The sequence below is a fragment of the Streptomyces sp. NPDC001492 genome, assembly GCF_053597275.1.
Map to the genome: position 1 here is coordinate 170,056 of NZ_JBSFHW010000007.1, position 22,532 is coordinate 192,587.

The 22,532-nt window shown below is 72.1% G+C and carries 19 protein-coding genes; 10 read left to right on the forward strand and 9 right to left on the reverse strand.

Features of this window, described 5'->3' with window-relative positions; genetic code table 11:
* Positions 1 to 205 precede the first annotated feature (205 nt).
* Positions 206 to 1,048, forward strand: a complete 843-nt coding sequence (locus ACWC1K_RS11975) for a serine hydrolase domain-containing protein (protein WP_450830597.1) — start codon at positions 206 to 208, stop codon at positions 1,046 to 1,048.
* A gap of 461 nt (positions 1,049 to 1,509) precedes the next feature.
* On the opposite strand, the gene ACWC1K_RS11980 is transcribed toward ACWC1K_RS11975, so the two are convergent.
* Positions 1,510 to 2,076 carry a Uma2 family endonuclease gene (locus ACWC1K_RS11980; protein ID WP_450830598.1) on the reverse strand — a complete coding sequence of 189 codons (567 nt, stop codon included), beginning with the start codon at positions 2,074 to 2,076 and terminating at the stop codon, positions 1,510 to 1,512.
* A gap of 670 nt (positions 2,077 to 2,746) precedes the next feature.
* Between ACWC1K_RS11980 and ACWC1K_RS11985 the strand changes: the two genes are divergently transcribed.
* The 3 genes from ACWC1K_RS11985 (at position 2,747) to ACWC1K_RS11995 (ending at position 4,619) form a co-directional block, all read left to right on the forward strand.
* Positions 2,747 to 2,992 carry a hypothetical protein gene (locus ACWC1K_RS11985; RefSeq protein WP_450830599.1) on the forward strand — a complete coding sequence of 82 codons (246 nt, stop codon included), beginning with the start codon at positions 2,747 to 2,749 and terminating at the stop codon, positions 2,990 to 2,992.
* Positions 2,993 to 3,039: 47 nt separating this feature from the next.
* On the forward strand, positions 3,040 to 4,125 hold the full coding sequence (gene chvE / locus ACWC1K_RS11990) for a multiple monosaccharide ABC transporter substrate-binding protein (RefSeq protein ID WP_450830600.1): 1,086 nt from the start codon (positions 3,040 to 3,042) through the stop codon (positions 4,123 to 4,125).
* A 233-nt stretch (positions 4,126 to 4,358) separates the two neighbouring features.
* A complete protein-coding gene (locus ACWC1K_RS11995) occupies positions 4,359 to 4,619 on the forward strand; it encodes a hypothetical protein (protein ID WP_450830602.1) in 261 nt (86 codons plus the stop codon).
* Between the two features lie 44 nt (positions 4,620 to 4,663).
* Here ACWC1K_RS11995 and ACWC1K_RS12000 read toward each other — a convergent pair whose 3' ends face one another.
* The 6 genes from ACWC1K_RS12000 to ACWC1K_RS12025 all read right to left on the reverse strand — a co-directional run bounded on the left by ACWC1K_RS12000 (position 4,664) and on the right by ACWC1K_RS12025 (position 14,365).
* Positions 4,664 to 7,711 carry a BTAD domain-containing putative transcriptional regulator gene (locus ACWC1K_RS12000; RefSeq protein ID WP_450830603.1) on the reverse strand — a complete coding sequence of 1,016 codons (3,048 nt, stop codon included), beginning with the start codon at positions 7,709 to 7,711 and terminating at the stop codon, positions 4,664 to 4,666.
* A gap of 187 nt (positions 7,712 to 7,898) precedes the next feature.
* The gene (locus tag ACWC1K_RS12005) at positions 7,899 to 8,861 is read right to left on the reverse strand and encodes a formylglycine-generating enzyme family protein (protein ID WP_450830605.1); all 963 of its coding nucleotides are present in this window, start codon (positions 8,859 to 8,861) and stop codon (positions 7,899 to 7,901) included.
* Positions 8,858 to 10,546, reverse strand: a complete 1,689-nt coding sequence (locus ACWC1K_RS12010; protein WP_450830607.1) for a WD40 repeat domain-containing protein — start codon at positions 10,544 to 10,546, stop codon at positions 8,858 to 8,860. Before ACWC1K_RS12010 ends, ACWC1K_RS12005 begins: the two co-directional genes overlap by 4 nt.
* A complete protein-coding gene (locus ACWC1K_RS12015) occupies positions 10,543 to 11,229 on the reverse strand; it encodes a GTP cyclohydrolase II (RefSeq protein ID WP_450830608.1) in 687 nt (228 codons plus the stop codon). Before ACWC1K_RS12015 ends, ACWC1K_RS12010 begins: the two co-directional genes overlap by 4 nt.
* Complete coding sequence (locus tag ACWC1K_RS12020) at positions 11,226 to 12,482, reverse strand: MFS transporter (protein WP_450830609.1); 1,257 nt, start codon at positions 12,480 to 12,482, stop codon at positions 11,226 to 11,228. Before ACWC1K_RS12020 ends, ACWC1K_RS12015 begins: the two co-directional genes overlap by 4 nt.
* Complete coding sequence (locus tag ACWC1K_RS12025; protein WP_450830611.1) at positions 12,479 to 14,365, reverse strand: WD40 repeat domain-containing protein; 1,887 nt, start codon at positions 14,363 to 14,365, stop codon at positions 12,479 to 12,481. The genes ACWC1K_RS12020 and ACWC1K_RS12025 overlap by 4 nt, the downstream gene beginning before the upstream one ends.
* 573 nt (positions 14,366 to 14,938) lie before the next feature.
* Here ACWC1K_RS12025 and ACWC1K_RS12030 point away from each other — a divergent pair.
* The gene (locus ACWC1K_RS12030) at positions 14,939 to 15,199 is read left to right on the forward strand and encodes a hypothetical protein (protein ID WP_450830612.1); all 261 of its coding nucleotides are present in this window, start codon (positions 14,939 to 14,941) and stop codon (positions 15,197 to 15,199) included.
* A 22-nt stretch (positions 15,200 to 15,221) separates the two neighbouring features.
* On the opposite strand, the gene ACWC1K_RS12035 is transcribed toward ACWC1K_RS12030, so the two are convergent.
* Positions 15,222 to 15,437 carry a hypothetical protein gene (locus ACWC1K_RS12035; protein WP_450830613.1) on the reverse strand — a complete coding sequence of 72 codons (216 nt, stop codon included), beginning with the start codon at positions 15,435 to 15,437 and terminating at the stop codon, positions 15,222 to 15,224.
* A gap of 74 nt (positions 15,438 to 15,511) precedes the next feature.
* On the opposite strand from ACWC1K_RS12035, the gene asnB reads away from it, so the two are divergent.
* From asnB to ACWC1K_RS12060, 5 genes are read left to right on the forward strand one after another with little or no spacing between them, the layout of a single operon-like run.
* Positions 15,512 to 17,341 (forward strand): asparagine synthase (glutamine-hydrolyzing), encoded by a 1,830-nt coding sequence (gene asnB, locus ACWC1K_RS12040; protein WP_450830615.1) that lies wholly within the window; start codon positions 15,512 to 15,514, stop codon positions 17,339 to 17,341.
* Positions 17,338 to 18,420, forward strand: a complete 1,083-nt coding sequence (locus tag ACWC1K_RS12045; RefSeq protein WP_450830617.1) for a PrpF domain-containing protein — start codon at positions 17,338 to 17,340, stop codon at positions 18,418 to 18,420. The genes asnB and ACWC1K_RS12045 overlap by 4 nt, the downstream gene beginning before the upstream one ends.
* On the forward strand, positions 18,399 to 19,550 hold the full coding sequence (locus tag ACWC1K_RS12050; protein WP_450830618.1) for an acyl-CoA dehydrogenase family protein: 1,152 nt from the start codon (positions 18,399 to 18,401) through the stop codon (positions 19,548 to 19,550). The genes ACWC1K_RS12045 and ACWC1K_RS12050 overlap by 22 nt, the downstream gene beginning before the upstream one ends.
* A complete protein-coding gene (locus tag ACWC1K_RS12055; RefSeq protein WP_450830619.1) occupies positions 19,538 to 20,905 on the forward strand; it encodes a dihydroorotase in 1,368 nt (455 codons plus the stop codon). The genes ACWC1K_RS12050 and ACWC1K_RS12055 overlap by 13 nt, the downstream gene beginning before the upstream one ends.
* The gene (locus ACWC1K_RS12060; RefSeq protein WP_450830620.1) at positions 20,902 to 21,411 is read left to right on the forward strand and encodes a flavin reductase family protein; all 510 of its coding nucleotides are present in this window, start codon (positions 20,902 to 20,904) and stop codon (positions 21,409 to 21,411) included. Before ACWC1K_RS12055 ends, ACWC1K_RS12060 begins: the two co-directional genes overlap by 4 nt.
* 71 nt (positions 21,412 to 21,482) lie before the next feature.
* On the opposite strand, the gene ACWC1K_RS12065 is transcribed toward ACWC1K_RS12060, so the two are convergent.
* Complete coding sequence (locus ACWC1K_RS12065; protein WP_450830622.1) at positions 21,483 to 22,337, reverse strand: hypothetical protein; 855 nt, start codon at positions 22,335 to 22,337, stop codon at positions 21,483 to 21,485.
* Positions 22,338 to 22,532: the final 195 nt, after the last annotated feature.

Consider the following 22,532-nt stretch of genomic DNA (forward strand, 5'->3'; position numbering starts at 1 on the left):
GGCACACATTCGCGCCGGGACCTCCGCCCCAAGTCGCTGACCTGGTGTTTCGAGTCTGGAGGAGGCATAACGACAACTCCTCCACGCGCCCGTCGTCAAACAGGTCGCCCGGCGCGTCCGTCGCCCGGCAGCGACCCACCCGCCACCGCATGCCCGCGGGTAGGGTGACATGTCCGCTGCCCCGAACGCACGACGGAAGCCCGACATGATCAGAGTTCCCACCTGCGTACTCAGCAGCTTCGAGCCGCCCCGGTTACGGGGCGGCCACAGCCTCGACCTGTTCGTGCAGATCGGGTCCCTGACCAAAACGCTCACCGCAACCGTCCTGACCGCCTTGGCCGGCCGCGGCGCCCTGAGCCTCGACGACCGGCTGGACTCGTTCCTGCCCGCGCCCGAGGGCACCGCCATCACCCTGCGCCATCTCGCCGAGCACACCTCGGGCCTGCCGCGGCTGCCCCCGGGCATCGGCGGCCGCGACCCCTACGCGGCCTTCGACGCCCAAGCCCTGGACGCGGTCGTACGGCAGCTGGACACCCTGGTCACGGCTCCCGCCGGCACCACCGAGGAATACTCGAACCTCGGATACGCCCTGCTGGGCGCCGCTCTGGTGGCGGCCACCGACACCCCGTACGAGGAACTCCTCCACCGGCATGTCCTCGCCCCCCTCGGCGTCACCGATGTCGCCGCCGACCCGCCGCCCGGCAGGCGGCTGTGCCGCCGGGGGCTCTTCGGACAACCGGAGCGGCCCTGGACGATGACCGGCGCGATCCTCCCCGCCGGCGGCCTGTGGGCCACACCCGAAGCCACCGCGCGCCTCGTCACGGGCCTGCTCGTCGACCGCAGGCTGGGCGAACCCGCGCCGGCCTGGCAGAAAGCGGGACGCCTGGTGTGGCACAACGGCGCCACGGGCAGCGCCTCGGTCTTCGCGGGCGCCGCACCCCAGGGCTGGATCCTCGTCCACCGTCTGTCGGGCCGGAGTGCGGCGACGGACCGGCTGGCCCTGGAAACATTCAGACGCTTCGTCGACGGCGCGTCCCACCAGAGGTGAGGGGAGGCCGCCGCGATCCTGCGCGGCGGGCGTCCGTCACCGGGGTCCGCGGTCCTGCTGCTCACAGGCCGTCCTGGCCGTCGGCACCCTGCCGTCGGCAACTCCGCGGCCGCCTCGTTGCGGTTGCGCGTGCTCGAGGCGATCACCTGAACACACCTAAGTGACACGTGACTTGAGTGGAGGGGCTGCCCCCGAGGACCGTCGCCCCCAAGGACAACCGCGCTCCCCGCATCCGCGCGAGGGCGAGGGCGAGGGCGCCGCAGCGGTATCGCCTGCGACAGACAGCTGCTCGTGCCAAGGCGGGGGAGAGGTGGCAGGAAGCCCGACTACGTCTTCGCCACCCGCACCGGCCGTCACAGATCAGCATCACCATGGACAGAGACGCCCGGCTCCTGCCGCCCTGCATCGGACCGTCCGCTCACGCATCGCTCACGCGCCGCCCGCTGCTGAGCAGCGCCAGGTCAGACCTGCCCCAGGTCGATCTCCACCGGGAAAGGGGCCACAACCTTGAGGACGCCGGTGAACACGTCTCCGTCCCGGTAGGCCTTGGTCGCGGGGTCGAGAACGTAGGTGTACACGAGAGGAACGCCTGTCGCGGCCTGCTCGATCCGCCAGTAGAACCCGATGCCTGCCTTGGCGTACTGGTCGACCTTCACGATCCGGTCGGTGGTCTCCGAGCCCGGCGACACCACCTCCGCGACCAGCAGCACGTGCTCAGGGCGGGTGGGGGTGACGTCGATCGTGTCCGCGCGGTACACGACGACGTCCGGGCGGCGATTGGTGAGCGGGACGTCCTGAAGCCGGACGTCGAAGTCCGTGTCCGCGTTCCACTCCGTGCCCGCGGCGGCATCCAGAGCGTTGGCCAGAATGCGGGCCAGCCGGTTGTGCCGCTTGGACGCACTCGGACTCACGACGACCATCCCGTCCACGATCTCGATGCCCGCGCACTGCTCCTCGGACCAGGACTCGTACTCCTCCGCCGTGATCTGCTCATGCATCCATGCCGGGGCCACCATCTCGGCCGTCATGAAGCACCTCCCGGACACTGTGCTGCGGGCCCGATCCCGCTGGATTCAGCGTACTGTCCGCCATCCGCCCGGCACGCTGATCTCGCTCACGCTCCCTTCCCGTCGGTCGGCATCCGAGCGGCGAGCCCACGACAAGTGAGTGAACGACGCGGTGGACTCGGCACCAGGAGATCGGAGCAGACGGGCGGCGCCACTGACCTGATGGCCGCACCTCTGAGCGCCGCACCACCCGGCAGCGTGAACCGTCGCGGAACCCTGGGCCGCAGGACGAACGGACGCCGAAACGGAGTGCCTGCCTCCACTTCGCCTGCCACGCCGGGCAGGGCCTCGCTGATCCCGGCGGCGGCGCGCTGTACCTGTGCGACAGGCCGCTGCGGGTGGCCGACCTGGCCCGCCTCGATCCACCCACCCACCTCTTTCTGTAACCGTTCCAGTTCGCCCCGTTGACACCCTGCACACCCGCCCCTAACGTCACGCCAGCATTCCGAACATGTGACGAGATTTCGAACATTCGAAAGGCGATTGTCCTGTGCATCCCCGGAATCAGCACGCACGTGGCCGGAACGCCGTGGCGAAGCCCGGTGTACGTACAGGAACACACTGGCGACGGGATCGGTGATCTGCGGGACATCGAGGCGCGAGCCCGCCGGTTGTTCACTCGCCTTGAAACTTGTGCACCAAGACCCCGGACGGCATCGGCGGCCAGCTGCGGATCCACGAGGGCGCCGAGGCGGTCTGCCCCAGCGCACCGCGCTGTCTGAAGTTCGGTCCGTCCAGGGCGCCCGGGGATCCACCCGTACGGCACCCCTCTGCGGGACCCGGCTCTGGAACCCCGGGAGCGGGTTCGGCGCGTGCGACCCGCTCGCGACTCGCCTGCCTACCGCCCGCCGGCTCCGCCGCCCCCGTCGACGCCTGATACGCCGTCATCCTCCTCAACGACGAGAAGAACAAGGAACGATCACCATGCTCAACCGAAGATCCGCCCTCGCTGGAGCCGCCGGCCTCGCCCTCGCCTTGTCCGCCTGTGACCAGAACAGCGAGAGCAGCTCCGTGCGCGGGTCCCGGCGCGGTACCGTCGGCCTCGCCATGCCGACGCGGGCCTCCGAGCGCTGGCTCACCGACGGCAAGAGCCTCGTCGAGGACCTGAAGGGCAGTGGGTACAAGACCAGGCTGGTCTACGGCGACGACGACCCGAAGGCCCAGGTCTCACAGGTCGAGAACCTGATCAAGCAGGGCGTCGACGCACTGATCATCGCGGCCATCGACGCCAGGTCGCTGAACAGCGTGCTTCAACAGGCCGCCGATGCGCACATTCCGGTGATCTGCTACGACCGGCTCATCCTCGGCACCAAGAACGTCGACTACTACGTCAGCTTCGACAACGAGATGGTCGGCCTGATGCAGGCCCACCACATCATCAAGAAGCTCGGCCTGGAGGACGGCAAGGGTCCGTTCACCATCGAGCTGTTCGCCGGCTCCCCCGACGACAACAACACCAAGTACTTCTTCAACGGTTCGATGACGCTCCTGCAGCCGTTCCTGGACAGCAAGCAGTTGGTCGTCCCGTCCGGCCAGACCGAACTCAGCAAGATCACCACCCTGCGCTGGGACGGGCCCACCGCGCAAAAGCGCATGAGCGCCCTCCTCACCAAGTGGTACGGCAGCAAGAAGGTCGACGCGGTCCTCTCGCCGTACGACGGCATCTCCAGGGGCGTCCTGTCCGCACTGAAGCAGGACGGCTACGGCTCCGCCGGCAAGCCCCTCCCGGTCATCACCGGTCAGGACGCCGAACTGCCCTCGGTGAAGTCCATCATCGCGGGCCAGCAGTCCCAGACCGTCTTCAAGGACGTCCGCGACCTCGCCAGAGCCGCCGCGGACATGGCCGACGACATACTCAGCGACAGGGCGCCGTGGGTGGACAACAGAAGTGATTACAACAACGGCGTCAAGGACGTGCCCGCCCGCTTGCTGCAGCCGGTCGACATCGACAGGACCAACTACGAACTTCTGCTCACCGACGGCTACTTCACCGCCGACGAGCTCAAGTAGCAGTACGGCCCCTGCGTGATACGCCGGCACGACGCCCGCCACGGCACTGCCACTCTTCTCCGTCGAGGCGGGCACCGCCGCTCGGTTCGGCTTTCACCGACCGAGTCGTTACCCGTCGCCTTCCCTCCCGTGGGAACGACTCGGGAAGGCGCGGGGAACGCTCCCCACGAGCATCGGTGACGTCCCGAGGGCCGGGACATCACCGAAGACACAGGGGGATGACAATGCGCACGATGATGCTGCGGACGCGGGCGGCTGCGGTGACGGTGACGGGCCTGGTGGTCCTCACCCTCGGCGCGACCGCCTCGGACCACATCACCCGGCATGCCCAGGCGGACGACCGCGGCCCCGGAATCGTGCCCAGGACGATCGTGGCGGAGGGCAGCGACCCCGGAATCCTGGCCCGGACGGTCATGGCGGAGGGCCGCGGCCCGGGGGTCGTCGTCGTGGCGGGCCCGGCCGACGACCGCGGCCCGGGCAACACGGGGATCTGACAACCCGGTTGCACCGGCTTCCGCAAGCCCGGCACGGCGGGCCGTCACATGGTGCGGCCCGCCTCCGTCACGCCCATCGCGTCGTACAGTTCCTCGGCCTCCCGGCGGTGCGCCCGGGCCTCCTCGTCATGGCCCAGGGCCTCGGCCGCCTCGGACATTCCGTGCAGCGCCCGCGCCGTCTCGATGCGGTAGCCCAGGGTCGAGGCCAGGCGGTGGGCGTGACGGTGCAGTTCCATGGCCCGGCCCGGGTCGCCCCGGCGCAGATGGACCAACGCCACGACATTGGCGACCGCCGCCTGGCGCAGGGGCGTGCCCCGGGCCGCGACCAGTTCCATGGCGTGGTCCGCGTACTCGACGGCGGTCTGGTCCTGCCCGACTCGCTGGCACAGCTGCGCCCAGTGCGCGTGGACGAAGGCCACGTTGCCGGGCTGGAGGGTCTCGTCGCACAGTTCGAGGGCCTGAGCCAGGCAGGCGCGTGCCCGCTCGTCCTCGCCGAGTCCGCGGTGGGCGAGCGCGAGCCAGGTGAGCGAGGTGATCTCATTGCCGCGCTCGCCGAGCCGCCGGTTGAGTTCGGTCGCCCGGGCGGCGTGCCGGACGGCGTCGGCGTACCGGCCGGTCCAGGTCAGCACCGAACTGAGGTTGGCCAGCGCCTCCGCCTCCATGCGCGCGACGCCGATCTTGCGGTGCAGGGCGATGCCCTGTTCGAGATAGGCGCAGGCCCGCTCGAAGTTGCCCAGGGCGCTGTGCAGGAGGCCCAGCACATCGAGGCAGAAGGCCTCCGTGGGCCGGTGCTCGGCAGTCGAGGCCAGGCGCAACGCCTCCTCGGTCACCTCGATGCCGTCCTGGAAGGCGCCGAGCCACCAGTGGGCTATCCCCAGGTTGCCGAGGCTCACCGGCAGCAGCAGCGGATCGCCGAGCACCCGCGCGGAGGCGACCGCCAGCTGGCTGCTCGCCCGGAACTCCTCGTGATGGCCCCGCAGGTTGAGGTAGAACATGAAGTTGCGGGTGAGGACGACCGCGTCGCGGTGCAGCCCATAGGCGCCCGCCCGCTCCACCACGGCGCGCAGCGCGTCGTACTCACGGCCGAACCAGCGCAGCGCCTGCTCGTTGGTGCCCATCCACGGCAGCTGCCACGGCCGGTGGCCGGCACCGGCGTCGTAGCGGGCCCGTCCCGGGAAGAGCACGTCACAGGCGGCCTCGCTGGCCGTGACGTAGTACGACACCAGGCGCTGAACGGCCTGCCGGCACGCGTCCTCGTCGCCGCCCAGCGCCATCGCGTAGGTGCGCACCAGGTCGTGGAAGCTGTAGAGGCCCATCTCCGGCTGTTCCAGCAAATGGATGTCGAGGAGGTGTTCCAGGGCGTCCTCGGCCTCACGCACCCCCTCGCCGAGCAGCGCGGCTGCGGAGTGCACGTCGAGGGTGCCGCCGGGATGCTCGGCCAGCAGCCGGAAGGCGGCGCGCCGGTCCTCCTCCATCGCCTGGTACGACAGCCGCAGCGTGGCCTCCACGCTGCGTTCTCCCGCGCTGAGCTCGTGCAGGCGGCGGGTCTCGTCGGCGAGCCGGTCCACGAGGTACTGGATGGTCCAGCGAGGCCTGTTGCGCAGCCGAGCGGCGGTGATCCGCAGGGCCAGCGGCAGTCCTCCGCAGAGCTGGACCAGCTGGCCCGCGGCTTCGGGCTCGGAGGCGGTGCGTTCCGGCCCGAGCGTGCGGGACAGCAGCGCGGCGCTGTCGTCCCCGGAGAGCAGCTCCAGGGAGAGCCACTCGGCGCCGTCGAGGTCGAGCATGCGGATCCGGCTGGTGATCAGCACCAGACAGCTCTCGGAGGCCGGCAGCAGCGGCCGGACCTGCGCGGCGTCCACCGCGTTGTCGAAGACCAGCAGCAGGCTGCGCTGTGCGCAGATGTTGAGCCAGAGGGTGATCCGGCGCTCCAGCCCGTCGGGCATCCGGTCGTCGGGCACACCGAGGTTGCGCAGCAGGGAGTCGATCACCGTGCCGGCCTCCTGCGGCTTCTCCCCGGGGCTGAATCCCCGCAGATCGACGAAGAGCTGCCCGTCCGGGTAGTCCTCGGCCAGCCGGTGTGCGGCGTGCACGGCGAGCGCGGTCTTGCCGCTGCCCCCCATGCCGTCGATGCCGATGATGCGGGCGGCCCCCCGTGCCGGAGTCCGGCCGGCGGCGACGATCCGCTGCAGTTCCGCCTCCCGCCCGGTGAAGTCCGGCAGGTCGTACGGCAGGGTGCGGGGCGGCTGCTCCAGCTTGGGCAGCAGGTCGTCCTGGGCGGCGGGCGCGGGGATCCCGCGGGGGGTCACCGACTGCGGTGGCCGGGGGGCGACTTCCGGGCTGTCGCGCAGAATCGCCTCGTACAGCCGGGTGAGTTCGGCGCCCGGATCGATGCCGAGTTCCTCGACGAGCAGGTCACGGACCCGGCCGAACTCCTCGAGGGCCTCCGCCTGCCGGCCCGAGCGGTACAAGGCGAGCATCAGCTGGCCCCGCAGGGTCTCGCGCAGAGGGTGCGAGGTGACCAACTCGCGTAACGGGCCCACGAGTTCGGCTGCCTCGCCGAGTTCGAGATGCAGCCCGTAGTACTGCTCGGCGACCGCCATGTGCCGCTCCTCCAGGGCGGCGGAGGCAGCGGCTATCAACGAGCCGCCGGCGCCCGCGAGGATCGGCCCGCGCCACAGGTCGAGGGCGGCGCGCAGTTCATCGGCCGCTTCGGCGATCCGCCCGGCGGCCACCGCCTCCCGGGCGAGCCGCGCGTGCAGGTTGAACAGGTGCAGGTCGAGCTGGTCCTCGTCCAGGACGATCCGGTAGCCGCTGCCGTCGGTGACGATCAGCTCGGAGCCTCGGGGGATCCGGTTGCGCAGTGTCGCCACCGCCTTGCGGACCTGGTGTGCGGCGGTCTGCGGTGGCTCGTCGTCCCAGGCGGCGGTCACCAGCCGGGACACCGGGACCATCCGGCCCGGTTCCAGCAGCAGGGTGACCAGCACACGCTCCTGCGTGGGGCTGCCCAGTTTCAGGCGCTGCTCCCCGTGCCAACCCTCCAGCGATCCCAGGATGTTGAACCTGACGGAACGATTCGGCTCCCCCGTCGTCACGGACCCTTCTCCCTCCCCCGTAGTCCGCCCTGATTGGAGAAGATCGGAGTCATCCTAGGTCAGGGAGCGGTGACGTGTCCGGGGTGTGAAACAGAACACACAGGGTCCGCACAACCGGCGGCGGACGGACGCCGAAGACGTGGCGGAAGGCCGGCGACGGTCCGGCGCCGGCCTTCGCGGTGCGGGCTCACGGGGTCTCGGCCAGTCGGAAGCCGATCGCGTAGATGGGTTTGTCGTACCAGCCGTGCCGCCTGCGGCATCGGGTGAGATCGCCGTAGCGGGTGAAGCTCCCGCCCCGCGCCACCCGGTACGACCCCTGCGTCAGCAGCAGGTCGTCGGGCTCGGGGTCACCGCCGGGGTAGGGCCGGTAGTCGTCGGCGACGAACTCCTCGACGTTCCCGGCGACGTCGTCCAGGCCGAACGGGCTGCGCCCGGCGGGATAGACGCCGACCGGAGTGGTGGTGAGCGGGCCGGCCTCCACCGTGTTCGCGCACTCGGGCCGGAACGACTCGCCCCACGGGTACTCCCGGCCGTCGCCGCCGGAGGCCGCGTACTCCCACTCGGCCTCCGACGGCAGCCGGAAGCGGCGGCCGGTGCGCCGTGACAGCCAGGCCGCGTACGCGTCGGCGGCCTCGGCCGGGACACCCCACACCGGGTGGTTGGCCTGCTCCCGGGGGTAGACGCCGAACGGCCACGACTTCGGCAGCCATGTCTCGTGCGTGTCCTCCAGGAACGCGCGGTACTCGCTGTTCGTCACCGGGTAGCGGGCGATGCGGAAGGCGGCGATGTCGACCTCGTGGACCGGGCACTCCTTCGCGATCCACTCCTCCACCACGCCGACGTGCCGCCACCGGTCGGTGACCTCGGCCACCCGCTCCGGCGGCAGGCCCACGCCGACCCGGGCGGCCGGCACGTCGACCATCTCGGGGTCGAGGACGCGGATACGCGGGTCACCGATCAGGCCCAGCACGCTGCCGGCCGCGTGCCGCCGCCGGCACGGCTCGTGCGGCGCGGTCGCGACCGCGACCAGGGTTTCGGGGGAAGCGGTCAGCAGGTCGCGGTGCGGACCTATGACCTCGCCGGAGCTGCGCTGCACGAAGGATTCGGGCAGCCCCATCGCCGCGCGGTCGCCGACCAGGTTCGGGTTCACCGGCCGCCCCCCGGGATCTCGTACACCTGCCCGTCGTAGGACCCGGCGAGGAAGACGTCGTGCCGCGGGTCGTGGCACAGCGAGGAGATGCCGGCCGTGGTCGGGCGCATCACCACCGGCCAGGTCCCGGACACGGTGTCGAAGACGGCGACCAGGCCGCTGTAGGAGCCGGTGGCGATGTACCGGCCGTCCGGTGAGGCGGCGACGCACTTCACGGAGTGGTCGTGCGGGGTGGCGTGGGCGCTTGCCGTGGAGCCGTCCCACAGGCGCAGCACCCGGTCCCGGCTGACGCTCGCGAAACGCCCGCCGGGCAGCGCCGCGCAGCCGTTGGCGATCCGGTCGTGGGCGGCGTCGACCCGCGCCACCTCGGTGAAGTCCTCGGTGGAGAACCAGGAGGCCGCCGCGTCCGCGCACACCGCGAAGACCAGGCCGTCGGAGACCGCCACGCCCTTGACCGCGCCGGTGTGCAGCGGCAGCGTCGCCTCGTGCTTGACGGCGCCGTCGGGCTGGACGGAGAAGACCAGGCCCTCACCGGTGTAGGCGCCGACCACCACGTGCGGCACACCGGCACGCTCGAAGGCGGCACCGCAGTTGAGCGGCGAGCGGTGCTGGTACAGCACCTCGCCGGTGAGCGCGTCGAAGACGGTGCCCATCTGGCCGCCGCTGAAGACCCGCCCGCCGGCCGGGGTGAGGAAGTTGCACAGGCTGCCGGTCTCCGCGGACGGCACGCCGTCGGCCCACAGGATCCCGGCGTCGCCGATGGTCAACCGCCGCCCCTCGTGCACGGCGACGGCGTTCACGCCGAACGTGGGCTCGACGTGGTCCAGGTCCCAGGTGCCGTCGGCGATGCGGTGGATCGCGTACGACGACCCGAACGTGGCGAACACCAGGGTGTCGCCGTCGAGGAAGGCGCACGAGCGAGGCCACACATCGGCCGGGAAGGTGGACGAGGCGACCGGCCGCAGCCCGTCGGTCACGTCCCACACCCGCAGCGTGCGGTCATAGCTGAGGCTCACCAGCCTGCCCTGGGCGGAGTCCAGGACCAGCCGCTTGATGCCCGCCTCGTGCGCGCGGTGGACGGAGGTGCCCTCGGCGGCGAGGACGACGATCTCGCCCTCGTCGTTGCCCGCGTACACCGTGCCCTCGGGGGTGACGGCGATGGTGTCGGTCTCGACGCCGCCGAGGTCGGTGTCCGAGACCAGGCCGCCGGTGAGGACGGACCAGCGCTTGATGGTGCCGTCGTCGCTGGAGGAGACCAACTCGTCGCTGTCCGCGGCCCACTCGACGGAGATGACGTCGGCGGTGTGACCGCTGAAGGTGTGCAGCAGCGTGCCGGAGAAGTCGTACACCCGTACCCGGTGGTCACGGGAGGCGGTGGCGATGAGGGGCTTGGACGGGTGGAAGGCCGACATCTCCACGTCGTCGTCCTGGTCGGACAGCACGGCCAGCAGCTTGAGGTCGGGCACCGACCACAGGCGGGCGGTGTAGTCGCTGGACGAGGAGACCAGATGGCGGCCGTCGGGGCTGAAGGAGACCTGGTTGGCGAGATGGTCGTGGACGGCTCGGGCGAGCGCCCGGCGGGTGCGTACGTCCCACAGGACGAGCTGGTTGTCGTAGCCGGCGGTGGCCACGAACCTGCCGTCGTGGGCCGCGACTCCGCTGATGGGACCGTTGTGGCGGATCACAGGACAGACACCTCCAGGTCGTCGGTACGGGGTGCGGACGCGGTGGACAGGGCGTCCGGGACGAGCAGGGTGTGGCCGCCGTGCCGGACCTTCGCGTCGAGGTAGCGGCCGTTCTCATCGGTCAGGTAGACCCCTGTCGGCACCATCGCGGCGACCTCGATGCCGAGGCTCGCCAACTGCGCGGCCTTCTCGGGGTTGTTGGTCAGCAGTCGGATACGGGTCAGGCCGAGGGCGCGCAGCATCTCGGCGGCCGCGGTGTAGTCGCGCTCGTCCTCGCCGCGGCCCAGCAGCCGGTTGGCCTCGAAGGTGTCGCTGCCGCGGTCCTGCAGGACGTACGCGTCGAGCTTGTTGTACAGACCGATGCCGCGCCCCTCCTGGCGCAGGTACAGCACGGCCCCGCCCTCGCGGGCGATCCGCTGGAGCGCCTCTTCCAGCTGGGGGCCGCAGTCGCAGCGCGCGGAGCCGAACACGTCGCCGGTCAGGCACTCGCTGTGCAGCCGGACCAGGGGCACCGCGCCGCGGGGGACGGGGACGACCACGGCCATGTGCTCCTCGCGGTCCGGCAGACCGGTGAAGGTGACCAGGTCGGCGCAGCGGTGCCCGGCCCGCTGCAAGGTGACCGGGACGCGGGCACGGACGGCCGTCCGGGCCAGGTCGTTGCTGTCGTTGCTGCCGTCGTTCATGCCGAGACGGTCTCCTCTCGGGACGAGGTGTGCGGTGCGGAAGGCGCCCACTGCTGCCAGGTCCGCCACAGCCACAGCAGGCCGGCGAGCTGGAGGCAGCCGAAGGCGAGGAAGGTGGCGGCCGCGCCGAGCACGTCGGCGAGGGCGGGGACGACGAGCGGCCCGGCGAGGATCGGCAGGCCGAGGGCCAGGTCGACGATGCCGCCGACCCGCCCCAGTGCGTCGGCGGGCACGAACTTGAAGACCATCAGGTCGCTCGCCACACCCAGCGCGGACTGGAAGCCGAACATCACGACCATCGCGGTCACGAACACCTGCACCGAGCCGGACGCCATCGTCAGCAGCGCCACGCCCATGCCGACGGTGCCGGTGAGGACGATCGCGCGGAACGGGAAGGTCCTGCGCTCGGAGACCAGGACGGTGCCGAGGACGCCGGCGATCCGTACGGCCACCAGGACCAGGCCCACCGTGCGCGGCGAGAGGTCCCAGTCGTGCTGGAGCCGGAACAGCGACAGGGTCATCGTGCCGGTCGTGCCGACCAGCAGCATCGGCACGAAGACCAGCATGGCGTGCAGCAGCACGGGCGTCGCCCACACCACCCGCAGACCCTCCGCCAGTCCCCGCACCATCCCGCCGCCGGCCTCGGCGGGCTGCTGCCGGGGCGGGTGGATGCCCATCAGCCACACGGCGATCGGAGCGAAGAAGGTGACGACGTTGAACCACAGCAGCCCGGTGTAACCGACCCACAGCAGCGCGGAGCTGACGAGCAGCGGGCCGACCACGTTGGTGACGGTGTAGAGGCTGCCGAGGCTGGCCCGGGAGCGCACCGGGTTGTCCGGGAACATGTGGGCCACCCCGGTCATCCAGCCCATCCGGTAGCCGGCGCCACCGATCTGCACCAGGGCGCCGAAGACGAAGAGCGGCCACACCGGGGCGTGGGCGGCGAGTCCGGTCAGGTTCAGCGCGATCGCCGCCGCGGCCTGCACGAACAGCCCCGGTACCACCAGGACTCGCGCGCCGTGCCGGTCGACGATCGCCCCGAGCACCGGTGCCAGCAGCAGCGTGGCCGGGGTGAGGACGGCCAGCAGTGACATGACGGTGAGCGAACCGGTGCGTTCGTAGACGAACAGCGGGAGCGCGACGGTGTAGACGGCCTCGCCGATGTTGTTGACGACATTGCCGGCGGCGAAGATCCGGAACCTCCGGTCCCGCCAGGGCGGCGGCTCGGACTGCGCGGCGGCGGCGGTGCTCACGACGTGCTCCTCTGCCGGGGCAGGAGCAGGTCGCGTACCCGGGTCAGCGTCGCCTTGCGGTCCTCGCCGGCCGGACGGAAGAGTCGGATCCAGCCGCCCCGGCCGCCGACGAGCAGCACGTACTCGTCGCCGAAGGGCACGGCGGCGAGCGCCTTGGCGAAGTCGGGCAGGTCCTCGACGAGAGCGGTGATCTCGGTGGACTCACGGTCGTACGCGGCCAGTTGGGCGCCGTAGGAGACCGCGTAGACGGTGTCGGCCAGCAGGACGCCGTTCTCCACGGTGTTGTCGAGGAGTTCGGTCCAGCGGTGGGTGACCTCGCCGTCGGTCACGGTGAGGCGCTTGACGCCGTTCTCACCGCTGATGACCAGGGTGCCGGGGCCGTCGGCCCACATCCGCTTGGGGTACTCCTCGGTGTCGAACTCCCTCAGCACCTCGTCGCCCTCGGCCGCGTAGACCCTGACCAGTCCGGTGCTGGAGGCGATGACGCGCTCGCCGGTGGGCAGGTAGCAGCCCGCCCAGGCGGAGGCCCGGCCGATGTCCAGACGCGCGATCAACTCGCCGGTGTCCGCGTCGAGTTCGTCGACGCCGTCGTTGTGGCAGGCGAGCAGGCGGGTGTGGTCGGGGGAGCCGGCGACGGTGTGCGCCAGGGCGTCGAGGCGGTGGCGCCACAGCACCGTGCCGTCCCGGTCGGCGCGGAACACCCACTGGTCGCGGGTGACACCGGCCCAGCCGCCCGGCAGCGGCACCACGCGTCGCGTGAAGCCCATGCCGTGGGTGTGGTGGGCGCGCACGTCGAGGCGCGGCTCGCCGAGGCCGTCGGCGACGACGGAGAGGACCGCGACACCGTCGTCGGTGGCCGCGTACAGCTCGTCCGGGTCGTCCACGGAGGGCTGGATGTCCCACACGCACTGGCGCCGGAAGGGGGCGCGGGCCAGGGTCCGGGTGCCGTCGGCGGTCAGCCGGCGGATGTCGCCGTCCTGGGTGAGGGTGTAGATCGTGCCGTCGTCGCCGACGGCGAAGTCGGTCAGCTGGTGGGAGAAGCCGCTTACGGTGGACGCCACCTTCAGCTCCGGGGTGCTGTTGTCCAGCAGGTGCAGCACGCCGTCGAAGCCGCCGACGTACACGGTGCGGTGGTCCGGGGAGAAGGCCAGGAACTCCACGTCGTCGCGGGCGAGCAGCAGCTGGCCGGTGACATTGCCGCGGGCGTCCAGCGTCAGCACGCCGTTGGCGATGTTGTTGTTCTCGTCGACGCCGTCGTCCTGGGTGGCCCAGAACCGGTCGTGCAGCGGGTCGTAGAGGATGCGGTGGATGTTGCCGCCGTCGGCCTGGACGACGGTCGGGAAGTCCAGCGTCTCCAGGTCGCCGAGGAAGACCCGGCCGGCCTTGTCGGAGGCCGCGTCGACCTCCGGGTGGTCCTGGCAGAACCACTCCAGCGGGACGTGCCCCGCGAAGTTCGGCTCGATCCGCTCGACGGCGAAGGTCTCGAGGTCCAGGACGGCCATCTGGCGGTAGCCGTTGTTCACGTAGACCTTGCCCTTGTGCACGGTGATGCCGCGGCTCATCACCGGTGAGGGCTCCTCGCCCTCGAGCAGTTCGGCGCGGTTCGCGGTGTGGTCGGCGTCCAGCACGTCGACCAGTTCGAGGGTGTCCAGACGCCAGCGCAGCAGGGTGCCGCGCTTGTCGCGGCCCACCACCCAGTCGCCGGCCGCGGTCACCGTGTACACCGGGGCGTGGCCCGCGGCGACACTGCCCGTCGGGGCGGCGGAGGACCTGATGACGTGCAGGTCCTCGTCGAGCAGGTGGATGCGGCCCGTGACGTCGGCGGCCAGCAGCCCGGCTTCCGGTACGTGCACGATGCGTACGACGCGGTCGGTCAACTCCATTTCAGGCTCCTGAGAGGGAGGTGTGCGGAAAAGGGCGGTGGCGGGCACCGCGCAGAGGCTGTGCCCGCCACAGAGAAGGGGCCTCGCTTACGAGAGCACGGCCTTGCGGGAGCTGACGCCCCGGCGAACCGGCTTGCGGATCATGGCTGTTCCTCCCTTCCGGGGGTTGTCGCGGCGGGGAACTGGGGCCGTCAGGCGGACACGGCCTTGCGGGAGCTGACGCCCCGGCGAACCGGCTTGCGGATCATGGCTGTTCCTCCCTTCCGGGGGTTGTCGCGGCGGGGGACCGGGGCCGTCAGGCGGACACGGCCTTGCGGGAGCTGACGCCCCGGCGAACCGGCTTGCGGATCATGGCTGTTCCTCCTCTCGCGGGTTCGTCCCTGCCGCCGTCTTCCGGCGACACCCCGAAGGTGCCGCCCCGTCTTCCCGAACCGGTCCCAGTGGGTTCCCGGCCGGTACCGGCCGACCGCCCTGTCGCGGGAGCGGGTTGGGACATCACCGGTACGGACTCCCACAACGCTCGCCACGAACACGACATGCGCACCGCATGTGAGGACGAGCCAGGAGCCACCCATGACAACAACGCGGACGGCGACGTACCCGGGCGGCGCCCGGATCGTCCGCTCCGGCGAGACCTGGAGCCCGCCCCACACCGTGCAGGAGGAGAGCACCGCGGTCGTCTTCGCGGGCTCGGGCGGGCTCATCGTGGACGGCGTGAGCCGCCCGCCCGGCCCGCACCGCCGACGCGGCGGGCACGACCGACGAGGCAACCCGACCGCAGGGCTTCGCCGGCAGCGGACAGGTCGCCCCCCGAGGGCCGCCGGGTCACGTTGAACCTCGTCGTATCCGGCCCGGCTCAGGCGGTTGCCGACTGTGCCCGCACGGCGGCGTCCAGCAGCCCGGCGAGACGTTCCACGTTCGTCCGCACCCGGACTCCGACGAGGCGTTCACCTTCACCGCCTTCGAGGGCGTCGGCCGGACGTACCGCGTCGACCGCCGGGCCGACGTCGCCGCCGGCGACGTGCGGCGCCCGCAACCCGCACACCGGCCCCGCGGCCCGCCGGTTCGTCACCTGCGGTGGCCCCACTCCCTTCGATCCCGCCCCTTACGACGCCGCAGGCGTCCCCAGAGAGGTGATCTGACGTCATGTGCCGTATCTACGGAACCTTCAACGCCCGTACCGTGCACCGTGAACTGCGCACGGTGGCCGCCCTGCTGCACCATGGCGGCCCCGACGCCCAGTCGTTCAGGGCCGGCACCCGGGCCGCCCACCCAGAGTGGGCCCTCGGGAACAACCGGCTGTCCATCATGGACCCCGAGGGCGGCGACCAGCCGTACCACCTCGACGGCGTCACCGTCGTGTTCAACGGCGAGCTGTACAACCACGACGAACTACGCGACCGTCTCACCCGGCACGGGTTCACCTTCACCGACCGCTGCGACGGCTCCGTCCTGCCCGCCCTCTACCACCTCTACGGCGACCGCTTCCCCGAGCACCTGGACGGCATGTACTCCGTCGCCGTCATGGACCTGCGCGACGAGCCCAGACTGGTCATCGCCACCGACGAGTCGGGCATGAAGCCGCTGTACCACACCTGGGACGCGGCCACCGGGCGCTTCCGGTTCGCCTCCGAGATCCCCGCACTGCTCGCCTTCGCCGACGTCACCGCCCACGAGGACCCGTTCGGCCTGGACGCCTACCTGGCGCTGAAGACGCCGTTCGGCGAGCGGACCATGTTCGAGGGCATCGACGTGCTGCCGCCCGCCGCGACGCTCGTCGTCACCCGCGAGCAGGGACCCCGGCTGCACGTCCGTACCGCCTCCCGGCCCGCCGAACCGCACGACCGCACCCTCGACGAGACCGGTGCCGAACTCCGTGCCCTGCTCACCCGCGAGGTCTCCCGGCTGCTGGTCGCCGACGCCCCGGTGGCCGCGATCACCTCCGGCGGCCTGGACTCCAGCCTGGTCACCGCCCTGGCCGCCCGCGCCCACACCGGACTGCACAGCTTCAACATCGCCTACGCCGGCGACTGGCCCTTCGACGAGCGGGCCTACGCCGCCGAGGTCGCCCGCGCCGCGGGGACCATCCACCACCAGGTCGAGATCGACCCGGCAAGATTCCCGGAGCTGCTGTCGGACGTCGTCTGGCACCTCGGCCAGCCCAACGCCGACCCGATCACGCTGAGCACCTTCTCCCTGTTCCGCGCCGTGCGCGACGCGGGCTTCAAGGTGGCCCTGACCGGCGACGCGGCCGACGAACTCTTCGGCGGCTACGCCCGTATGACCCAGGCGGTCACCGCGCCCTGCGGCCCCGACTGGGTCGGCACCTACCTCGACCACCTCGCCGCTGTGCCCGCCGCGCTGCGTGCCCGGCTCTACACCGACGCCTATGCCACCGCCGTCGCCGACCGGGGCCCCGCGCTCCCGGACGACCTGCTCACCACCCTCCGGCACGGCCCCGGCACCCGGCTGCAGCGGCTGTGCGCGGTCGAGCAGCGCTACCGGCTGCCCGCCTACCACCTGCGCCGGGTCGACCACCTCAGCATGGCCAGCTCGGTGGAGGTACGGCTGCCGTTCTGCCAGCCCTCGGTCGTGCGCTACGCCACCACCCTGGCCGACGAGCACCGCATCACCCGCGGCGGAGTCAAGCGCGCCCTGTACGCGGCGGCCGGTGGCCTGGTTCCCGACAGCGTGCTGAACCGGCCCAAGCAGCCGTTCACCCTGCCGATCACCGCCATGCTCCAGCCCGGATCCGCCCTGTGGGACCTGGCCCGCGACACCCTCGCGTCCGCCGGGCTGCGCGCCGACGGCCGGCTGCGGCCGGAAGCGGTCGAGGGCCTGTTCGCCGAGCAGGCGGCCCGCCCGTCCGACCAGGCCTCCCTCGCCCTGTGGTCCCTGATGACCCACCAGATGTGGCGGAACCAGTTCTTCGGCGGCTCCCCCATATCCGCACCGGCACCGCAGGAGGCACGGTGAACGCCACGATCACCCGAGCCCGCACGGCCCACCTGGTGCGCGCCGAGGGCGCGCCGTGCCCCACGCTGGTCGTCGACGCCGGACGACTCCCGGACAGCGAGGACGGGTTGCTGGAGGGCCTGGCGCGCACCCGCGGCGGACTCGACACCGAGACCCGGCGGACCGTACTGAAGAACGCCGTCGTCCGTCCCTCCGCCCACCCGCTGTTCGACCTCGACTACTACTTCGTACAGACGCTCCCCGGCTCCCCCGAGCGCTTCGACACCCGCGGATCCTGCGGCCACTCGATCCTCGCCGCCGTCGAGGCCGCTGCCCGGGACGGGATGATCCCGCCCCTGGAGCCCGGCCGGCGCATCCGGGTCAACGTGCTCAACAACGGTGACCACGTGGTCTGCGAGGTCGACGAGACCGCCCCGGGCCGCACCCGGTTCACCGCCCACTTCCTGTGCACCCCGGCCCGCCCGGTCGGTGACCTGCTGATCACCGGCGATCCGGTGACCACCGCCCCGGTCGACGGGAGGCAGGTCCCGGTGTCGCTGGTCGACATGGGAAATCCGTACGTCTTCGTCGGCGCCGGCGACCTCGGCGTGCGCGATGTGCGGGAGCTGTTCGCCGCCGGGGACGAACTGTTCGGCCTGCTGGGCAGGGTCCGGATGGCGGTGTGCGACCGCATGGGCTGGGACCCCTCGGGCGCGTTCCCCAAGATCGCCGCCCTGCTGCCCGCCCCGGACGGCGAACTCGCGGTCCGCGCGGTGTCCGTGCCCTCCTGGCACCCCACCCTCGCCCTGACCGGCGCGATCTGCCTCGGCACCGCGGTGGGCATCGAGGGCACCCTGCCCTGGCAGCTGGCCCGGGCCGCCGGACACGAGGCCGGACTGGTCCGGCTGCGCACCCCGGGCGGCCCGCTGCGCGTACGGGCCAGGATCACCGGCCCGGCCGACACGCCCCGCCTCGGCTGGGTCTCGGTCGCCGACAAGTACGTCAGCTACGAGAGCACCGTGGCGTCCCCTCTCGACTCCCTCAGCACCCCCGCCCCTTCACCCTCCAAGGACACGTCATGCCTGTCACTGCCCCTGTAGATCCGGCCGCGGCCGCCCGGCCGCTCTCCGCCGACCTCACCGACAGCCTCGCCGAACTGGCGCGCTCCGCCGAGGAGGCCGACCGCACCGGCGAGCCCGATCGCGCCGCGGTGGCGGTGCTGCGCCGCACCGGGCTGCTCGGCCTTGCCGTACCCCGCCGGTTCGGCGGGGCGGGCGCCGACGCGGTGGAACTCAACCGGCGGGTGGCCCAGGTGGCCGAGGTCAACGCCTCCGCCTCGATCATGCTGTTCCAGCACTACGCCGTCACCAGCCGCATCGTGGAGCAGGGCACCGAGTCCCAGCACGGCGAGCTGCTTCCGAAGCTGGCCTCCGGCGAGTGGCTGGCCGCGTCCGCGTGGAGCGAGACCGGTGCCGGCGCCAACAAGAAGAACCTGTCCACCAGGGCCCGCCGTCTGCCCGACGGCGACTGGCTGCTGGACGGCGCGAAGTCCTTCACCACCAGCGCCGGCATCGCCGACGTGTACCTCGTCCTCGCCCAGACCGGCGACCCCGAGGACCCCGCCACCGCCGACACCGGATACGGCGCGGCAGGCCAGACCTTCTACCTCGTCCGCGCCGGCAACCCGGGCATCAGGCCGGACACCTCGCTGCGGCTGACCGGGATGCGCGGCTCGGCCACCGGGTTCGTCTCGCTGCACGACTGCCGGGTGCCGGACACCGACCGGCTCGGCCCGGTCGGCGCCGCCGCCTCGATCATCGCGCGGGTGCGGGAGAGCGGTGCCACGCTCGGCGCGGTCGCGGTCGGCCTCGCCCAGGCGGCCCTGGACGCCGCCGGTGACCAGGCCGCCCGCCGCGGGCTGCTGGCCCAGCAGTCGGTACGGCACCGGCTGGTCGACCTCGCCACCCGGGTCGAGGCGGCCCGTGCGGTGGTGGAGCGCGCCGGGCGCCGGGACGCGCCCGACCCCGGCATGGCGACGCTGCACTCCAAGCTCTTCGCCTCGGTCTGCGCCGAGGAGGTGTGCGCGGAGGCCGCGCGGATGCTGGGCTCCGCCGGCTTCGTCGAGACCCACCCCGTCAACCGCCACGGCCGGGACGCCCGTGCCGTGGCCCTCATGGGACCGACCAACGATCTGTGCAGGGAACTGGTGAGCATGTCATGGAACAACTGATCGTCGAGGGCGGCCGCCTGGTCACCCCTGAAGGCGTACGCGAGGGCACGGTCGTGGTCCGCGACGGCAGGGTCGCCGCCCTGCTCGGGCCCAACGCGCCGCTGCCCGAAGGACCGCGCCTGGACGCCACGGGCCGGTACGTCCTGCCGGGCCTGATCGACTCCCACGTGCACTTCCGCACGCCGGGCCTGGAGTACAAGGAGGACTGGGAGTACGGGAGCGCCGCGGCGCTGGCGGGGGGCGTCACGACGGTGATGGACATGCCGAACACGCGCCCGCCAGGCCTGGACGAGGACGCCCTGCGGGCCAAGGCGGAGCTGGTGGCGGGCCACGCGGGGGTGGACCATCGCTTCCACATCGGCGCCGACCCGGCCAACCCGGGCCTGCTGGCCACCCTGGATCCCGAAGTGGCCACGTCCGCCAAGGTGTTCATGGCGGGCCACCACACGGCCCCGGTCGTCTTCCGGGACCGCGCGCAGCTGGACGCCGCCTTCGCGGCCGCTGCCCGCGGCGGCGTGCGGCTGGTCCTGCACGCAGAGGACCAGCACGTCTTCGACCTGCTCGACTCCTGGCGCGGTGACCCGCACTCCTACGCCGAGTACGAGCCGCACCGGCCCCGCTCGGGCGCCATCGTGGCGGTGGCCCAGGTCGTGGAGCTGGTCCGCCGCCACGGCACCGCCGCCCATGTGCTGCACACCTCGTCGGCGGAGGAGATCGACCTGCTGGTGGCCGCCGCCCGCGAAGGACTGCCGGTCACCTTCGAGGTCACCGGCCATCACCTCTCCTTCACCCATGCCGACACCTGCCGCCGGGGCCCGCGCACCCGGCTGTCGCCCGCGATCCGGGGCGAGAGCGACCGGGAACGCCTGTGGCAGGCCGTCCTGAGCGGCGAGGCGGCCACCGCCGGAAGCGACCACGCCCCGCACACGATCGAGGAGAAGAACCGTCCGCCGGCCGACGCCCCGCCCGGACTGCCCGGCGTGCAGGAGCTGGCGGTGGCGATCTGGACGGGGCTGTGCGCCCGCGGCGTACCCGCCGACGAGGCGGCCCGCCATCTCGCGCGACTCATGGGCAGCGGTCCGGCGGCCCTCTTCGAGCTGCCCGGCAAGGGCCGCCTGGAGCCCGGCGCGGACGCCGACCTGGTGGTCCTCGACCCGGCCGAGCGGTGGCAGATGTCCGCCGCCGACGTGCGCTCCAAATGCGGCTGGTCCGCGTACGAGGGCTGGACCTTCACCGGCCGGGTGATCACGACGGTACGGGCGGGCCGGATCGCCTGGGACGTCCGCACCGGTCTGCACACCCCTGCGGACGGCCGCTGGCTGCCGACCGCCCGACGCCTGGAGGCGCTTCGATGAGCACGCGTCTGCTGACACCGCGCCCGGCTGTCCGGGAGTCCGTCGACCCGGCGGTCTTCCGCTCCGCGATGGCAGCGCTGGCCGCCCCGGTAACAGTGGTGACCTGCTACGACGACCTCGGCGTCCCGCGCGGGATGACCGTCAGCGCGGCCTGCTCGCTGTCCCTGGACCCGCCGCTGTTCCTCGTCTGCCTGGACCGCCGCGCCGGCTCGCACGACGCCCTGGTGTCCGCGCCGTTCTTCTGCGTGCACGTCCTGGGCCCCGGTGACGAGGACCTCGCGATGCGGTTCGCGGGCCCGGCGGACCGCCGGTTCACGCACACGCCCCTGCTGCCGGACCCGGCTCCGGCGCCCGCGCTGGCGGCCGGAGTGCGCCTGACCTGCGAGCGGTACGCGGTCCGTGACGGTGGCGACCACTCCATCCTCATCGGCAGGGTCGTCGAGGTCGACGCCTCCGAGGGGTCCCGTGGCGGCCTCGTGTGGCACCAGCGCGCCTTCGCGTCCTGACCCTCCTCGCCCGCCGTACGCCGAAGGCCCCGGTGACCGGTCACCGGGGCCTTCGGCGTCCTCGCGGCGGATCAGCCGGCCAACCGCTGGATGTGGCGGGCGCGTTCGTGGGCTTCCTGCGGTGAGTCGGCGTCCAGGACCACATGACCGCCCCGCCCGCCCTCGCCCGCGACGACGTGACGTACATACGGCAACGTGCGCACCTTTTCCCGCCCGGGGTCCGGGAGCCCGACGGACGCCGCGAACCGCAGTGCCCGTACCGCCGCGACATCCCGCCCGGCGAGCACCTCGAAGGTGTCGGCCACGAGGTCGCGTTCCGTGGCCGTCAGCACCAGGCGTGGAACCGGTTCCTCGGCGACGACGGCCCAGCAGCCGGTGGTCACCGGCCCGCGCGGGGTGAGGACGACGAGGGTGTGCGCGGGCCCGTACTGGTAGTCGGCCAGGTCGAGCAGCGAGGTGACGACCGACCGCAGCGTGGCGGCGGTGTCCCCGGCCAACGGCGCCGGATGCAGCAGGCCGTACGGCGTCTCGGCGGTGATGCCGACCGTGTGGTGCATGCCGTGCACGCTGATCGTGTCGACCAGGTACCGGTCCCCGGCCGGGTCCTCGGCGGCCCCCGGCGGGCACAGCCCGTTGTCGCGCACCAGTCGCCGGAGGGCGTCCGGATCTGCCAACTGCCGTACGGCGATGGTCGGGTTGACGTACAGGCCGGCCTGGGCGGCCGTGTCGAGGGCGTCCTTGAGCGCGGCCTCGTCGCGGAAGTCGACGACCAGCAACCGCTCGGAGAGGGCGGTGAGTTCCTCGGGGGGACATCGGCGGACGTCCCACAGGGACCAGACCCGGAATCCGGCCGATGCGGCCGCCCGCACGAGCGGGACGGACGGGCCGGTGATCAGGATCCGGCAGTGACTTGGAGGAGTGTTCATGGCGGTCAGGGCCTTCGGAGGAGGGCTTTCGGCGGAAGGGTGTCGGGCGGAGCAGGGAAACGACAAGAGCGGCGGCAACGACGGAACGGCCGGGCCCGGACGACGGATTCGCCGTCCGGGCCCGGCCGTGAACCGCTACCACGATCGTGTCCCAGAGGGTGCGGTACGAGCAATGCGGAGGGTGGCCGCCCAGGG

What these genes read in the sequence shown, in the direction of transcription:
- ACWC1K_RS11975 (WP_450830597.1), top strand. Translation starts at nt 206, where the DNA reads ATGATCAGAGTTCCCACCTGCGTACTCAGCAGCTTCGAGCCGCCCCGG.
- ACWC1K_RS11980 (WP_450830598.1), bottom strand. Translation starts at nt 2,076, where the DNA reads ATGACGGCCGAGATGGTGGCCCCGGCATGGATGCATGAGCAGATCACG.
- chvE (WP_450830600.1), top strand. Translation starts at nt 3,040, where the DNA reads ATGCTCAACCGAAGATCCGCCCTCGCTGGAGCCGCCGGCCTCGCCCTC.
- ACWC1K_RS11995 (WP_450830602.1), top strand. Translation starts at nt 4,359, where the DNA reads ATGATGCTGCGGACGCGGGCGGCTGCGGTGACGGTGACGGGCCTGGTG.
- ACWC1K_RS12015 (WP_450830608.1), bottom strand. Translation starts at nt 11,229, where the DNA reads ATGAACGACGGCAGCAACGACAGCAACGACCTGGCCCGGACGGCCGTC.
- ACWC1K_RS12025 (WP_450830611.1), bottom strand. Translation starts at nt 14,365, where the DNA reads ATGGAGTTGACCGACCGCGTCGTACGCATCGTGCACGTACCGGAAGCC.
- ACWC1K_RS12030 (WP_450830612.1), top strand. Translation starts at nt 14,939, where the DNA reads ATGACAACAACGCGGACGGCGACGTACCCGGGCGGCGCCCGGATCGTC.
- asnB (WP_450830615.1), top strand. Translation starts at nt 15,512, where the DNA reads ATGTGCCGTATCTACGGAACCTTCAACGCCCGTACCGTGCACCGTGAA.
- ACWC1K_RS12050 (WP_450830618.1), top strand. Translation starts at nt 18,399, where the DNA reads ATGCCTGTCACTGCCCCTGTAGATCCGGCCGCGGCCGCCCGGCCGCTC.
- ACWC1K_RS12055 (WP_450830619.1), top strand. Translation starts at nt 19,538, where the DNA reads ATGGAACAACTGATCGTCGAGGGCGGCCGCCTGGTCACCCCTGAAGGC.
- ACWC1K_RS12060 (WP_450830620.1), top strand. Translation starts at nt 20,902, where the DNA reads ATGAGCACGCGTCTGCTGACACCGCGCCCGGCTGTCCGGGAGTCCGTC.
- ACWC1K_RS12065 (WP_450830622.1), bottom strand. Translation starts at nt 22,337, where the DNA reads ATGAACACTCCTCCAAGTCACTGCCGGATCCTGATCACCGGCCCGTCC.